The sequence below is a fragment of the Pseudomonas quercus genome (genome assembly GCF_012033695.1).
Classification (GTDB): domain Bacteria; phylum Pseudomonadota; class Gammaproteobacteria; order Pseudomonadales; family Pseudomonadaceae; genus Aquipseudomonas; species Aquipseudomonas quercus.
Genome location: NZ_JAAVJI010000008.1, coordinates 122,940 through 137,308 on the forward strand (window position 1 = coordinate 122,940; position 14,369 = coordinate 137,308).

General features: G+C 61.4%; 10 protein-coding genes. 3 read left to right on the top strand and 7 right to left on the bottom strand.

Translation table 11 applies throughout. The features are described 5' to 3' along the window. Window positions 1-13: 13 nt before the first annotated feature. From HBH25_RS14410 to HBH25_RS14420, 3 genes are all read right to left on the bottom strand, one after another. A complete protein-coding gene (locus tag HBH25_RS14410; protein ID WP_168084685.1) occupies window positions 14-1,003 on the bottom strand; it encodes a LacI family DNA-binding transcriptional regulator in 990 nt (329 codons plus the stop codon). A gap of 329 nt (window positions 1,004-1,332) precedes the next feature. Continuing rightward, the gene (locus HBH25_RS14415) at window positions 1,333-1,953 is read right to left on the bottom strand and encodes a LysE family translocator (RefSeq protein ID WP_168084608.1); all 621 of its coding nucleotides are present in this window, start codon (window positions 1,951-1,953) and stop codon (window positions 1,333-1,335) included. A 13-nt stretch (window positions 1,954-1,966) separates the two neighbouring features. Continuing rightward, window positions 1,967-3,673, bottom strand: a complete 1,707-nt coding sequence (locus tag HBH25_RS14420; protein WP_168084609.1) for an amidase — start codon at window positions 3,671-3,673, stop codon at window positions 1,967-1,969. A gap of 389 nt (window positions 3,674-4,062) precedes the next feature. Here HBH25_RS14420 and HBH25_RS14425 point away from each other — a divergent pair, with 389 nt between their 5' ends. Further along, entirely contained in the window at window positions 4,063-4,566 is a 504-nt protein-coding gene (locus HBH25_RS14425; protein WP_168084610.1) for a hypothetical protein, read from the top strand. Between the two features lie 45 nt (window positions 4,567-4,611). On the opposite strand, the gene HBH25_RS14430 is transcribed toward HBH25_RS14425, so the two are convergent. From HBH25_RS14430 to HBH25_RS14445, 4 genes are all read right to left on the bottom strand, one after another. Beyond that, window positions 4,612-4,833 (bottom strand): DUF6555 family protein, encoded by a 222-nt coding sequence (locus tag HBH25_RS14430; RefSeq protein WP_168084611.1) that lies wholly within the window; start codon window positions 4,831-4,833, stop codon window positions 4,612-4,614. 118 nt (window positions 4,834-4,951) lie between these two features. Then, entirely contained in the window at window positions 4,952-7,171 is a 2,220-nt protein-coding gene (egtB, locus tag HBH25_RS14435) for an ergothioneine biosynthesis protein EgtB (protein WP_168084612.1), read from the bottom strand. Window positions 7,172-7,229: 58 nt separating this feature from the next. After that, window positions 7,230-7,655, bottom strand: coding sequence for a DUF1810 domain-containing protein (locus tag HBH25_RS14440; protein ID WP_168084613.1), 426 nt, complete (start codon window positions 7,653-7,655; stop codon window positions 7,230-7,232). 120 nt (window positions 7,656-7,775) lie between these two features. Then, window positions 7,776-8,678 carry an SDR family oxidoreductase gene (locus tag HBH25_RS14445; protein WP_168084614.1) on the bottom strand — a complete coding sequence of 301 codons (903 nt, stop codon included), beginning with the start codon at window positions 8,676-8,678 and terminating at the stop codon, window positions 7,776-7,778. 315 nt (window positions 8,679-8,993) lie between these two features. Here HBH25_RS14445 and HBH25_RS14450 point away from each other — a divergent pair, with 315 nt between their 5' ends. Continuing rightward, window positions 8,994-9,287 carry a DUF1652 domain-containing protein gene (locus HBH25_RS14450; protein ID WP_168084615.1) on the top strand — a complete coding sequence of 98 codons (294 nt, stop codon included), beginning with the start codon at window positions 8,994-8,996 and terminating at the stop codon, window positions 9,285-9,287. A 99-nt stretch (window positions 9,288-9,386) separates the two neighbouring features. Beyond that, the gene (locus HBH25_RS14455; RefSeq protein ID WP_168084616.1) at window positions 9,387-14,348 is read left to right on the top strand and encodes a dermonecrotic toxin domain-containing protein; all 4,962 of its coding nucleotides are present in this window, start codon (window positions 9,387-9,389) and stop codon (window positions 14,346-14,348) included. Window positions 14,349-14,369: the final 21 nt, after the last annotated feature.

Here is a 14,369-nt window from a genome sequence, read left to right on the forward strand (position 1 = left end):
GGGTTAACGGCTGTTAGGTCAATTCGCGAGCCGGGGTTGAACCGCGAACCACCAGTTCGCCAGGCAAATCGATCTGGCGGCTAGGGCTCAGGTCGCCCCGCAATCGCTGTAACAGGCAATCGAACGCTGCCCGGCCTATGGCGTCCGTGGGTTGAGCCAGGGCTGTGATGCCGCTGCCCACCAAGGGGTACCAATCCAGGTCGTCCAAGGCAATCAGGCCCACGTCCGTGAACAACTGGCAGCCCGAGGTCCGCAGTGCATGGGTGGCGGCAAGGGCAGCTACGCCATTGGCGCAGAACAAGGCCCGTGGGCCATGGGTTTCTGAGGCCAGAAAGGTTGCCAGTGCGGCGGGCAGCCCAGGGCCGGTGCCAATGACCTGACCGCGAATACCGGGCACCCGGCCGATATACGCCTCGAACGCAGCACACCGCTCGCCTCGGGAACTGGCGCCCTCCGGGGGTTCGGTTATCAGCGCCAGGTCTCGGTAGCCGCGGCCCACAAGGTGTTCCAGAGCCAGGCTTACCGCCGCGGCGTTGTCCAGGCCCACAAGGTCCATGCCTAGGGCCTCGACCTTGCGGTCCAGCAGCACGACAGGGACCTTACCCTGCAGCGCGCGCAGTTGCTCAGGGTGCCGGCCCAGCGTATTCACGATCAGGCCTTCGATGTTATAGGCCAGCAACGCCTGCAACTGGCGGTCTTCCTGTTCCGGATCACGGTCGGTATTGCACACCACCAGGCTATAACCATGCTGCCGACAGGCGGTTTCTATGCCGTGCATCACGGCGATTGAATAAGGGTTGCGGATGTCCGCCATGAGCAGCCCGATCAGGCGGGTGCGCCCGCGCTTGAGCCCTCGGGCCATCTGGTTGGGGCGGTAGCCCAGCGACGCGATGGCGGCCTCGATGCGTTGGGCGATACCTGCAGACAGCAGGTGGCGGTCCTCACCTATGAAGCGGGACACGCTGGCCTTTGAGACCCCGGCGTGGCGGGCAACATCGTCCATGGTGGCGCGGGGCGCCAGGAAGGGACTGTTCACGGGCCTGTCTTCCTTATGATTATCTGACAGCTGAAACCGGTTTCAGGAAACCCCATTACAGCCTTTTCGTCAAGCTGCCACTGGTCACTGCCAGTGGCCCAGTAGGGGCTGAAAAGGTTCCAGCTTTCCTACAGCGTTAGCCGCACAGGCGCAGAGGCTTTGGACGCGGCACTATCCGCAATGATTAGCGAGGGAATGACGCGGCACTACCCTGAGAACTAAATGATCCAGCGTGTGGGAAAACACCGTTTGGGTATGGGTTCGGAAGAATGCTTTTACGTAGCGGCACCCGCCAATCAACGTCGGCCCAGCGCCAGTTTTGCGGCAAAGCACAGGAATAACCCGCCCATGGCCCGGTCCATCCAGCGAATGACAGCTGGGCGCTGCAGCAGCGTACCCAAGGGCCGGGTAAGGGCTATCAGTACCCCGGACCACGCCACGCCCAGCGCAACGTGGATTGCCACCAGGCCAAAGGTCCAGCTCACCAAAGCCGCACCTTGGGGAATGAACTGTGGCAGAAACGAAACATAGAAGAAGCCGACCTTGGGGTTGAGCAGGTTGCCGACCACCCCGCGTATGAACCAATTGGTGCGGGGCTGGACGTGCGCCGGTAGCGAGCCCAGCGTGGTGCGGGGCCGCAGAAGCAGAGTGATCCCAAGCCAGCATAAGTAGGCCGCGCCGCAGTATCGGACCAGGTTGTAGGCCCATTCAGATACCTGCAGCACGGCACCCAAGCCAAACGCTACCGCTGTGCCCCAGAGCAGGCACCCCACATTGATCCCCAGTGCCGCTCGCAGTGCCTGGCGGGGCCCCTCGACAGCGGCAGTGCGCAGTATCAATGCGGTGTCCAGGCCAGGTGTGACCGTGAGCAGCGAGGCGGCGAGTGTGAAGGCAACAAGGCTTTCCATAGCTGTCATCGGCGCTCCGGCTTCAAGAGGCAAGTGGCGGTGTACGGCCGGGCACCTGGCGGCGCTGGCCAGTAGCCTCGAATGCCGCCGCGAGCGTCAGCAAGGCCGAATCATCATAGGCACGCCCGGCGAACGTGAGCCCCACCGGCATATGGATGTCATCCATCACGCCCATGGGCACAGTGACCGTGGGTACACCCAGGTGGCGAATGGCGAGGTTTCCATTGGCCACCCATACCCCGTTGCTCCAGGCGATGTCTGCTGACGCGGGGTTGACGTCCGCATCGGCTGGGGCCACGTCAGCGACCGTAGGGAAAATCACGGCATCCAGGCCCTGCTGTGTCATCCAGTCCTCCAGGTCTATCCGGCGCGTGGTTTCAAGGCCACGCAAGCCATCCGGTACGGAGGCAATCTGGTCCCAGGGGGTGATCCCGCGCTCGGCCATGCGCACGTACTCCTCCATGCCGGCTGCCAGCTCGCCTTCGCGGTTGGGCAGCGTGCCAGGGTCGTGAGGGAAGATCAGTGGGCCGTCGACGTCCTTGAGACGGTTGAGCGCTGGGTCCCCATTGGCCTGTAGAAAATCGTCGAAGGCCCAGGCGGTAAGGTCCCACAGCTCATGGTGCAGAAAGTCTTTGGACACCAAGCCGCGGTTGTACACGGTCGGCGCACCCGGCCGGTCACCTTCGCAGTTGGATACCAAAGGAAAATCGACCTCAACGACTTGTGCCCCAGCCGCTTCGAGCGCTTGGCGAGCCTGTTCCCACAGTGCTATCACTGAAGCGCGCGTCTGGATTCGTTGGCCGGTTGGCCCGCCGATACCTGGGTTTGCGCTGGTTCCCGCTGCGGGGTCCGCATTAATGTACAGGCGCGGCACGCCCAAGCGCTTACCCTCAAGCGCCTGGGGGCCGGTGGCAAGGGCAGGGTAGGAGGAGGGGCGTACGTCCTGTACGGCTGGGATCAGCACCCAGGGTTGCAGGCGCCACAGGTCGCCGCGGGTGTCAGGGTCTTCAGCCACGATCACGTCCAGTACATCGAGCAGGTCGCCCATGGTGCGGGCGAAAGGCACAACCACGTCCATGGTGGGCGTCAAGGGCCAGTTGCCCCTTACCGAAATCACACCCCGCGAAGGCGTGTAGGCACACAGGCCGTTGTTGGACGCCGGCCCTCGACCGCTGGACCAGGTTTCCTCGGCCAGCCCGAAGGCTGCAAAGCTGGCAGCAGTGGCGGTACCCGCGCCATTGGAGGACCCGGAGGCAAACGGTGCGGTGAGGTACTGCCCGTTGTAGGGGCTTTCCGCACGCCCATAGACCCCACGCTGCATGCCGCCGTTGGCCATGGGCGGCATGTTGGTCTTGCCCAGGCAGATGGCACCTGCAGCTCTCAACCGCTCGATAGTGAATGCATCGCGGTAAGCGACCAGGTTGGCAAATGCAGGGCTGCCTGACGCAGCTGTCAGCCCCTTGACCAAGTAACTGTCCTTGGCGGTGTAGGGAATGCCGTCCAGGGGGCCAAGGGTTGCGCCCGCGGCGCGGCGGGCATCGGAGGCCTGCGCTTCAGCCAGTGCCTCAGGGTTGTGCACCACGACCGCATTCAAGGCGGTAGGTGTATCCGGGCCATCGTAGGCCGCTATGCGCGCGCGATAGGCATGCACCAGCTCGACAGCCGTGGTGTGCCCGGCGTCGAGGGCCGCGCGCAGTTGAGCGATGGAAACTTCAGTAACGTCGAACATGCTGGCCCCAGTGGTATGAGGGTGTGCAGGCAACGCGAGGCAGCAACGGCTTGTGCCGGTAGTGCCAACGCCTGCAACTGGAAGATAAAGGGCTTTATTCTGGCCGGGACTTCACCTGGCTGCAACGTACAAGAACGCTACCAAATCAAATGGGACCGCCGAGGAGGGACCACGTAGGCTGGGGCTGTTTTCGCCTTGGCTGCGCGGCCCGGCCTGACTTTCGCGTCAACACGTTTCACACACAGCCTGGTACAAAGAAGCGAAATGGCTGGTTTCACCGGGCGCGGTAAAATTTCCTACATACATTTAAGCTGCTTGGGCTTTGCGAAATAAGGTGCCTTTTCTATACCTTGAAACCTGGCCCCTATTCAAAGCCCTAAAGCATGGACATGCGCTATCAGAATCGCCGTCAGGCGCCGCCTATTACCTTCACCTACCGCAGCTACCGGAATGAGGTCAGCCAGCACACCCTGCTGTACTGGCAGGAAAATGCCATGGCCGTGCAAGGGAGGGAAATCACAGGGGTGTTCGCCAGTTTCAGCAAAGCCAGGATCGTAGCGTTCGTATCAGGGGAGGAGGGGCTCAAGCACCACGAGGCGCCCCCAGCGCCAGACCCGCTTGGCCGGTGCCATGGAGGCACGAGCCCGCGTATTTATTTCCAGGGGTTCAGCAATACGGAGCGTTATCACCTCGAACTTCTGGCCGCGGAGAAAGGGATGCACGTATTGCCTGCTCTAGTGCCTTGTCTGGAGTTCTGCTGTTGCGGCTCTAAGGCGCGCTGGCGCGAATTACAGCAGGCGTTTGACCGGCGGGCCTGGGTGTTGCAACCCCAGCAGCTACTGATCGCTTTGGAGACGGGTAAGGTGCCGGACTACCACCCGTATCTAGCTTGAGCAGCCGCTAGGTTCCTAAAGGCTTGCGCAATCGGGCTACCGCTCTCAAGCCTGACGCCAGGCTACTTGAGCAATACCGAACTTCTCAGCCACCGGCTTACTGGTTTTGCGCACTTTCTCACGGCCAAAACGGCCAATGCGGCCTACGCCCGCATCACAGCTGGCCCAATGCCAGGCCTCGGCGTTGTCCATGGCGTTGGCGCGGATGATGAAAGACTTTGCGGTTCCGTGTTGGATGTAATCAATCACAAAGAGCTTTGCATTCATGGTCGTTTTCTCCTTCGCTAAGACCAACAGAACGCCAGCCAGGCAAATAATTCAGTTGGATTGTTGGACGGTTGGCATCAAACGGGACCGGCGTTCAGGGTTCGCCAGCCCCAGCGCCTTATGCCAGGCAGAACAGCGCCACCTCCGGCGACGCGCTGATCCATTGATGGCTCACCTTCCACCCCGCCTGTGCTGCAAGGCCGGTCAAGGACGTGGGCGTGAATTTGTGGCAATTTTCGGTATGAATAGACTCGCCTGGCAGGAAGGTAAAGGCTTCGCCTGCAACGGTTACCTGCTGGTGAGCCGTACTGACCAAGTGCATTTCGATACGTTTGGCATCAGGATTCCAACGTGCTTCATGGGTAAAACGGTCTAGGTCAAACGTGCCGTCCAGCTCCCGGTTCATCCGCGTCAGCAGGTTCTTGTTGAAGCCTGCGGTGGCTTGGGCAGCGTCGTCATAGGCTGCCCGCAGTACCGCGGTGTCTTTGACCAAGTCCACGCCTACGATGAAGCGAGCACCCCGCCCGAGCAGTCGCCGTGCATTGCGAAGGAAGGTTACAGCCTCCTCGGCAGTGAAATTGCCCAGAGTCGAACCAGGGAAAAAGCCCACCTTTGGCGCGCGGGCCACGGCTGAAGGGAGGTGCATGGCTTGGGTGAAATCGTCGACCAGTGGAATCATTTGCACATGTGGATAGGCATTGCCCAACGCCTCACCAGCGCGTTGCAACGCGTCTGCACAGATGTCGATAGGGACATAAGCCTGAACATGAGGCGCGGCATCCAGCAGCAGCCTTACCTTGTCGCTGGCCCCGCTGCCGAACTCCACCAAGGCAGTTCCCTCAGGCATCAGCACCGCCAACTCGCCTGCGCACTGCCTTAGCAGCGCCATTTCTGCCCGAGTGGGGTAGTACTCCGGTGTCTGGCAGATGGCTTCGAAGAGCCGCGAACCGACCTCGTCGTAAAAATATTTCGGCGAAAGCGCACGAGGGTACGCACGCAGCCCTGCGAGAACATCGGCAGCAAACGAGGTATTCACGTCCGCAGTGGGAACTGAGCTGGCTGCCTCGGCAAGGGTATCGCGGCCGCTGCCGCCGCCCGGGGTGCTTTCCACGTCCCTTGCCAAGCGCAGGCTGCTGAACGCCCAGCGCGCGCTGGCGGGGAAGAAATTGCGGTACGTGAGCCGGGTGTGGCCGGCAGACGTAATGCTGGCACCGCCGCGCAACACCTGCTGGTTCACCATGAACTTGCCGTTGTATTCGCCCACGGCGCCATTTGCCGCGCGGAACCCTGGGTAAGCGGTGTAAGGGGAGCGGGTCCACTGCCAGGCCACGGTGTCGACTTGCTCGAGCAAGCCCGCTTGGGCTGCCACCTCCCACTCGGCCTCGCTGGGCAGACGTGCGCCGGCCCATTCAGCGAACGCAGCCGCTTCGAAATAGCTGAGGTTGCACACGGGCGCGTTCGGGTCCAAGGGCTGCAGCCCGCGCAAGCTCATCACCTGCCAGCCGGCGGCGATGTCAGCGCGCTGGTCAGCTTGGCGGCGCCAGTAGAACGGGGCCTCCCAGCCTTGCGCACGCACGGTAGCCCAGCCCTCGGAAAGCCAGAGCGCCGCGCGTTGATAGCCGTCGTCTGCCATGAACGCCAGCCATTGCCCGTTGGTGACCAAGCGGTCGCTGATTTCGAAGGGCTCCAGCCACTGCTTGTGCCGCGGCCCTTCGTTGTCGAACGCAAACCCCTCGCCCTCATGGCCAATGTTGACCAGCCCGCCAGCATGCGCGCGGTAACGCCCAGGTCGGCCTACCGCCTCCCGTGGCCACTGACTATCGTAGGCAGGCGCCAGAGGGGACAGGCTGAACAGGTGCAAGATGTCCATCAGGATCAGCTCTTGGTGCTGTTGCTCATGTTGAAGCCCCAGCACCACCAAAGCGTGCTGCTCTTCAGACAACGGCCCTCGGAGCAGGCGGTCCATATGAAGGTCCACGTGCTTGCGATACGCCAGCACCTGCTCCACCGCCGGGCGGGTCAACATGCCCCGCAGTGGGCGAGGTTGGCGGGGGCCCACTGCTTCGTAGTACGAGTTGAAGAGGTAGCTGAATGCAGGATCGAAGCACGCATAACCGGGCAGGCCTGGCACGAGCAGAAAGGTTTCGAAGAACCAGGCTGTGTGGCCCAGGTGCCATTTGGTAGGGCTGGCATCGGGCATGGACTGAGCGCCCATGTCTTCAGCGCTGAGGGGAACCGCCAAGTGTTCGCTGTGCAGGCGGACCTGCTGGTAGCGAGCCTGTAGATCGGCAACTGATCGCGAGGTGGTAGGTGCTAAGGCGTTGGCAAGGGTATTCATAGGTGTCCGACGGCTCCGTCGAGGGTGACGATAGGAAGCGTGGGTGATAGTGCAGCACTCAAGCTGCTAGCAGTTCCAGGGTCTTGGGGTCTTCGACACTGTCGAAATAATCGGCAAGTAGCTCGACGAACGCAGGATCGCCCTGAGAGGCACGGGCGAATAGGGTTAGGCAGGAGCGCAACTTCAGGGCATCGATGTCCCCCAGAATGGCTACCGCAGTTTGCCTGGTATGGGCTTGCAAGGCGGCGCAGCACGCTTTGAGTCTAGGCCCCAACAGGGGGTGTGCCAGGTAGGCTACTGCTTCTGCCGCTCCGCTGATACCGTACTGGTGGGCCATGTCACTACGCCCAAGGCCCCGGAGCTGTGGAAAAATGAACCACATCCAGTGGCCCTGCTTGCACCCGGCTTGAAGCTCTTCAAGCGCTTGAGCGTAGACCGTAGCCTGCGCCTGGGTGAAACGTTGCAGGTCGAAAGGCATTTGCATTACCGGGCTCGCTTGGCAAAGGGTTCTTTTACTGGCCATGAACACGGCCAGTAGTTCCTTGCCCAAGCGAGGGTCCCGCGCCGCCGGTCCGATTACAGGCGCGTGACCCCTAGGCGCCGGTCAGGGCAACGGGTTACCGCCCGTCACGCCAAACACTTCACCTGTGATGTAGCTGGATTCCTGCGTGGCCAGGAATACATACAGGGGGGCGCATTCAGCCGGCTGGCCTGGCCGTTTCATAGGCGTTTCCGACCCGAAGTCAGGAATGTTGTCCTGGGGCTGGCCGCCACTTGGCTGCAAGGGGGTCCACACTGGCCCAGGAGCGACTGCGTTGACACGAATGCCTTGGTCGATGACTTGTTTGGCCAGCGCCTTGGTGAACGCTACGATGCCGGCTTTGGTGGTGGCATAGTCTAGCAATGTGGCAGAGGGCTGGTAGGACTGGATGGACGCGGTGTTGATGATGGTCGCACCTGCTGGCAGTAGCGGTACAGCGGCCTTGCATACCCAGAACAGGGCGTAAAGGTTGGTCTTGAGGGTGGCATCGAATTGCTCAGTGTCCACAGCGCTGATATGGAACTGGGCCGTCTGTTTGCCGGCAACGTTCGCTACAATGTCCAGCCCACCCAACGCCGCATGGGCATCTGCCACCAGTTGCTTGCAGAAGGCTTCGTCCTTCAGGTCACCTGGAAGGGTCACAATGGTGCCGCCTTCCCGCTCGATGAGCGCCACCAGTTCCTGCGCGTCGGGCTCTTCCTCCGGTAGGTAGTTGATAGCCACACTGGCACCTTCGCGGGCGTAGGCAAGAGCGGCGGCGCGGCCGATGCCTGAATCACCTCCGGTGACCAGGGCCTTGCGCCCCTGGAGGCGACCGGTGCCTCGATAGGTGGCCTCTCCATGGTCAGGCTGGGGGTGCATGCGCTCGCCTAGGCCTGGCGCTGGCTGTGGCTGGGGCTTGAAAGGCGGCTGTGGGTATTGGGTAAGGGGGTTCTGCATTTGGTACTGATCAGTAGATGAAGGCATAACGTCGGCTTCTCTGAGTGGGAATACCTGTTCGAAGAGCGCGGACACATTCGGTTGCAACCATATTGGCGGTAGTGCGACGAGCGGGCATGCCGCGATTTCCTGAGAAAACACTAAGCTGAATGGTTTGCGCTGAGTAAATAGCGTCAACGAATTTTTTATCGACCGAACCGCGGTCATTCCTCCACAGATCGTAGGCCGGTGTAGTTGCTAACGCCCCTGACGCGGGCTATACCTTCAAGGCAAGCCTGGGAATTGATGCACTGTCTGCCTCATCGCATTCGCGGTCCCGGCTGTCGACCCAGGAGTTTCACTATGAAAACCATTGGCCTCAGCGAGTTGGAAATAAGAGGTATTGTAGAACGTGCCTTTCTCCCGCTCGGTTGCACGTGTGAGCATGGCGCAGATGATCATTTCACTATTCGAATTGAAGATTTACATACTGGGCGGGTATGCCTGGTGGAAGAGGACGTCTCTGCGGACCGTTTTGCCAGCAGTCGAGAAATCAGCGACCTGATAGCCGAACTGCGCACGCGGCTAGCATCCCCGGCCATCCCTGCCACACTGCCTGCTCACTCAGGCCTGCACAGGCAGCGGTCCGTGATGTAACCCGCAATACCACGGCCAGTGCACAGGCCAAGCTTTATGTAACGCTTCCTCACTCGATGCGTTCCCTAGCCTTGCCGCTCCCTTGCAAAGGAGCGGTCCATGTCCCTTGATACCCCACTGTCACTGCCTGATCTTCAAGGCCTTATCGCACCCCGCTTGCCAGGCTGGCTGGCTGGCGCGTCCGCCACGCAGGTAGCCGAAGTTCACGCGCTGTGCGAACGCGCACACGTTTCGCGGGAAAACCTCCAAGCCCAAGTCGAGGCAGCGCCGCACTACGACGCGTTCGTTCGGCATTTGATGACGCCGTTATTTGCCACGCTTGGCGAACCTGGGCTAAACCCTGACCACGCCGTGCTGTATTGGGTGAGCCCCAGCGAGGAAGAACCTCCGCTCACCTGCACCCTGCTACAGGCAGCATTGCGTAGTTTTACCGCCGATGATACCGAGCCGGCAGCGTATGGCGCGGGCTCTGGCCTCTATCATCGTGCACCGGGCAAAGAGCCTGCTGCTGACCTGCAGCGGCCCCTGGCCTTCACGCCCTGGGCCTTTGCTCAGGCCTGCAGAGCGCTGGACCCCGGAGCTCAGTTTTCGGCTGAACTGGGCCGCTATCTGCCGGCGACTGTGGCTGAACCGCTGTCGATTGATAACGTGGCAGGGGCGTTCGTTGAGGCAGACCGTGATGCGCTGGCTGCTGAAGCCTGTATTGCGATGCTTCGGGGAACGTTGGACACCCTAGGGCAGGGGATGCTCTATAGCGCAGGCGCCCTCATCGAAGCCCCAACCCAAGCGCCGGCTGTGGCAATGCCCGCTCAGGCTAAAGCACTGAAAGTCTCGGGGTTCGAGCTGGACCGTGTACTAGTGGTGATCGCTGACGAGAACGGGCCCACGGGCCGGCCTTGTGTCTTGTACATCCCCAACGACCCCCACAGCCCTTTGACTCAATTTGAGAGCTTCGATGCCATGGCCAAGGAAGTGGAGCGTCGGGTTCATCATCCGGCGTACTTGCGGTTCCTTTCAGGCTATGTCGGGCTGGGCAACGAAGCTGCCTTCGTGCGGGCTATAGAAGGGGTCCCGTCGGACGATTTCGACCAGTGGTTCCGCGCGGTCGTGAACCCTATCGAAGCTTGGACGCTCGCTGTTCGGCTTATCCAGCAACAGCCCCCGTTCGAGCCGCCTAAGGTTTGGCTTGCCCTGACGCAACTTAACGGCACATTTGCCGAGCGCTATACCCGCTGGCGTGCACAGCGGCTATCAGATGCGGCCGTACTGGCCACGCCTGTCGAGCGCCTGGACCGGCTGGCCATACAGGCGCGTCACGCACAATGGGTTGCCATCGGTGAGCAGCTGGGGCTGTTCGTAGCGTCCTTCATTCCTGGGGTAGGCCAGGTTATCGGTGTGTATTCCATGGTACAGGCCATGCGCACCGTATTCGAGGCATCCCGCGCCTGGGCAAAAGGGGACGAGCGCCAGGCGCGCGCGTTGCTGTTCAGCTCACTGGAAAATACCGGCTACCTGCTGGCATCGCCTCATCCGGTGGCGGATGCGCCTGCTCAAACATTGACAGACCGTTTAAGGATGATTGTGGACGCCGCTGGCGACTGCCGCTTATGGGTGCCGGACCTGCACCTGCTAGGTAGCAGGGAAACACCCCCTGCGGCCGGTGAACTAGACGCCGCAGGCATGCTCAGCGACGGCCAGCGCCGCTGGATAAAGCTAAACGATCATTACATTGAAGTGGAGCCTGGGGCCACGGCCTGGCAGGCCCAGCCGGTGTTACCGGCCGATTATCCTGGCGTGGCGCCCAGGTTGCTGAGCAATGGCCACGGAGGGTGGCGTGGCGAATATGAAAACCCAGGCCAATGGCGCGGCGTTGAGCTGGTTCGTCGAGGTGGCACTGAAGCTCACGGCCTGGATGACACCCAAGTAGCGCTGGCCCACGACCTGGCCGGTTACGACGACGCTGCGCTTCAAGCCCGTGCCTGGCGCAATGAGCCTCTGCCTGGGAGGCTACGATACCACCTGCGCCGCAGAACCATTGGCCTTGCACTGTCCCGCGCCATAGCAGGCCTAAAGGAAAACCGCCGGCTCCCCTGGCTCCACCCAGATCTGGTTCGTCCATTGGCCGATGTGCCGGGCTGGCCTGCCGATCTAGGGCTAGAGGTGGTAAATGGGGACGGGGAGGTGCTCAGTCTTCATCCTGATGCAGCGCTGACGGTGCGGTTGAGTGCGCAGGGGCTGTCCGACGGCACGTGGCCTGCCGACGTTATCGCTCAGATGCACGCCAATCAGCTGTCTACGCTTATCAGGCTCGGCGAATCAACAGAGGCCTTTATGCAGCGCCTCTCTGAACAGTGGGTAGCCCAGCTGGAGCATGCGCAATGGCAGCTGATTCACCGGATGAGCCAAGGCTCGATCGGCGACCCTGCTGTTGCCACCTTGGTCAGGCAGTTTAAGTCACTACCAGAGCAAGTCGCTGCCGAGCTGGCGGCTGCCTGCGACAGCCGCCAACGTGAAATGCTGGAGGCCGGCCGGGTGCCGCTAGCGATCGCAGAGGAGGCGGCCCAAGCCCAACGCGAGCTACGTATCAGCCTGTGCTGCGAGGCCGTTCACGACGGTTATCCTACAGCAGATGCCCAGCGGCTGATCAGCACATTGCCTACGGTATTAGCGCCAGGTGAAGGCCAGCTAAGCTTAGCGCACTGGGCAGAGCCAGGGAGGCGCGAGCGGTTAGCGGCACTAGCGATGGGCCAGCGCGGTGAAGTACGCAAGACGTTGGGCATGATAGCGGATACGCGTCGCTTTTTCCGGCCCCCCCTGCGCGTGCACGATGGCAGGGTGGGGTATTCCCTCAGTGGTCGCGGCCCCGGTGCCAGTACGGTCACCTCGACGACCGATGTATTGACTACTTTATTACGCCAACTCTACCCCGACTTGAGCCCACGGTCCCTCCAGGCGATAAGGGCCGAAATCGGCGAGGGGCCAGCGGCCCTTCAAGAGCTAGGTCGTCGGCAACGTGAATTGAACGATCTGCACGTGGCTCTGATGGATTGGCGGGAGCAGTCACCGGCGGGTCCAAACCATGACATGCGGGTGCGAGAAGCACGTGATGTAGCGGCTTCCCTCATCCTGCGCACTTGGCAGCGCAGCTACGAGTCGCCTGATGCACGGTTCATGGATGGCACGGTGCGCCACATATTTAACCTGTCTCATCTTCGCTTAGAGGGCCCACTGCCGCCTTTGCAATGCACCTTTGGCCAAGTGCTGGAGGTGCACTTGGCCGACATGGCCCTGGAGCGTGTAGATGCCCAATTCCTACAGCTTTTCCCCAATGCCCATGTATTGGACCTCAGCGACAATACGCTGCTGGAATTGCCCCAAGGGCCGGCCTGGCTGAGCCGCTTGCGCCAGGTAGAACTGCGTAATATTGGCCCCCACTGTGCCGGCCAGGTCATGGACTGGCTTCGCCCCTGCATCGGTTCGCTGCAAAGCCTGGCCTTGTCGCATAACCCTTCACTACCCGGCCGGCGCGTACTGGAAGCTATTGGTGCATTTACGTGGCTAACCGATCTGGAACTTGATGACAATACACTCACGCTAACGCCTGCGAGCCAGGGTGCGTTCAATGGCTTGGTAAACCTTCAGACCTTGTCCCTTGATGGCAACCCTTTGTTCCTTCCACCACGGATCAGCAACCTTATTCACCTTAGCTGGCTTTCGCTGGCCGACGCCCAGCTGGAGGCCTTGCCACCAGGGTTGGAGCAGTTAATGGGCGCCTCCAATCTTCGCCTTACCTACGTCAACCTAGCAGGCAACCGCATCGCTCATCTCCCTAGCCTCACACATACAGAGTTCTTCAGGCGCACGTCTCAAAGCCCGATCGTCACAGCCCCCGGGCTTGAATTCATCCTTGACGCCAACCCGCTGGATGAAGCTTCAGTGGCTCAGCTCGACGAGGCGGGTATTGACTATAATCCGTTGACGGTAATGGAAATACAACACGGTATGAACGACAGCGATTTCGAAGATCGCTGGTTATCAGGTGCTGCGCCTACCCTGCAAGCGCAGGTTCACGCTGCCCGAGAGACACCTGCCGCCCGGCCGTTCTTTGATGTGCTGAGCCGTATCGTTCACACCGCGCCCTATGTCCGCGCGACCCGAGAAGATCAGCGTGGTGAGGTGCTCGGCCGTGCCTGGGACCTGGCCAGCCTGATGCTTTCGCCTACTGAGCATGCTCTTCCAGGGCTGACCGAGCTGCGGGACAGGTTATACGACATGGCTACCGAAGCCTCGGCTACCTGCGGCGACGGTATTGTGCTTACGTTGGATCAGTTCGAAGCCGAAGTTGCGGTATGGCGAGCCATCGCCGGCTCCATGTCAACCGGGGAAGGTGCCCCCTTGCGAGAGGCCGCCATAGTGGCACGCCGTAGTTTCAGGCAGGCCCTGCTAGACGCACAGGCACAGCGCCTGGTGCGAGCACGTTCTGCAAGGCTGGCGGGAGAGGTTGCCACGGACCCGGCAACTGACCTGAGCGATGACCTGCCGAACCATCAATTGGCCATGGGGGTGGATGAGGTAGAGGTGCGCCTTGTGCTTCGCCAGCGCTTGCAGACCACGCTCGACCTGCCGCCAGTTAGTGAGCGCCTGTACGATGCAATAATCAGCGAAGGCACGGCCGGGCGAATCGCTGAACGAGTGCGGGCACTGGACACATTGGATGGGTTCAGTGACTGGTTGGTTGACCATCAGAATACATGGAGGGAGGCCCTTGAAAGGCGCTACGCCGACAGGCTCGATAGCGTGAGAGAACCCTATTATCAGGCCCTGGAACACGTCTTGGCCCTGGCCGCAGGCGAGCTGCCGGATCAGCCGCTCTCGCCGGGCGCACTGGACACGCTTTCAGCAATGGCTCCGGATGTTGCATGGCAAAACCCGGCGGGGCCGGTGTCAGCACCTGTGCTGAATGAGCACCAGGCTCAGGTTTTGTGCAATCGACTCCGAGATCAATCCAATATGGCGGCCCGGCAGCTGCTGCTACAGCTTACCCGTGACCTGATCGGCTGACCCTATGCCCGGGCGCCCAGG